This is a genomic window from Antarctobacter aquimaris, assembly GCF_900184945.1.
Lineage (GTDB): Bacteria > Pseudomonadota > Alphaproteobacteria > Rhodobacterales > Rhodobacteraceae > Maliponia > Maliponia aquimaris.
This window is the reverse complement of sequence record NZ_FXYF01000053.1, coordinates 1-838: the sequence shown is the minus strand read 5'-3', so window position 1 is coordinate 838 and position 838 is coordinate 1. Positions and strand designations below refer to the sequence as shown.

Sequence of the window (838 nt, the reverse complement as noted above, 5' to 3'; positions counted from 1 at the left end):
GACTCATAGCCAGAACATGACGATGGCCGCGAGGGCGCATGCCGAGAGGAAGACTTTCGGGCACCTGTCGTAGCGGGTTGCGATGCGCCGCCAGTCCTTCAGGCGGGCAAAACTGTTCTCGATCTTGTGGCGGTTGCGGTAGCGTTCAGGGTCGTGCGGGATCGGGATTTTCCGACCCTTCCGTGACGGGATGCACGGCGTGATGCCCTTGTTTTCAAGGGCTTGGCGATACCAATCCGCATCATAGCCGCGGTCTGCAAGCAGATGCTTCGCGGGCGGCAGGCCATCCAGCAACGCCCGCGCGCCGATGTAGTCGCTGCGCTGACCCGCCGTCAGGAACATTAGCAAGGGACGCCCCTGAGCGTCCGTGACGGCATGCAGCTTGGAGTTCAGGCCGCCTTTCGTGCGCCTGATGAGGCGGCCTTTGCCCCCTTTTTCAACCGCAGGCTCGAGGCGGTGCGGTGCGTCTTCAGATGGGTTGCATCGATCATCAGCGTTTCGGTCGCGCCGCCCCGGTCAGCCAGTTCCAGGAGCATCCGGGCAAAGATGCCCTTCTCGCTCCATCGTTTCCAACGGTTGTAGAGCGTCTTGGGCGGACCGTAGGCAGCAGGTGCGTCACGCCAGCGCAACCCATTGCGATTGATGAAAATAATCCCACTCAGGACGCGCCGATCATCGACGCGTGGCTTGCCATGGGACTTCGGAAAGTAGGGCTCCAGACGCGCCATCTGCGCATCCCCTCTCGTGACATTGCTGCGCAATGCACTGCCGGGCAGTGGGTCAGCCAGAAGAGATCACTCATGTCACCGCTCGCTTTTTGCAGCAGTGAATCACGCCC

General features: G+C 61.7%; 1 protein-coding gene. It reads right to left on the bottom strand.

Annotated features, from left to right (window positions below; genetic code table 11):
* Positions 1 to 3: 3 nt before the first annotated feature.
* Positions 4 to 728 (bottom strand): IS5 family transposase gene (locus MAA8898_RS25615; RefSeq protein ID WP_370738647.1). Its coding sequence is split into 2 segments (ribosomal slippage): positions 4 to 438 and positions 441 to 728, totalling 723 coding nucleotides; the frame shifts between segments, so codons are not numbered across the junction.
* Between the last annotated feature and the right edge of the window lie 110 nt (positions 729 to 838).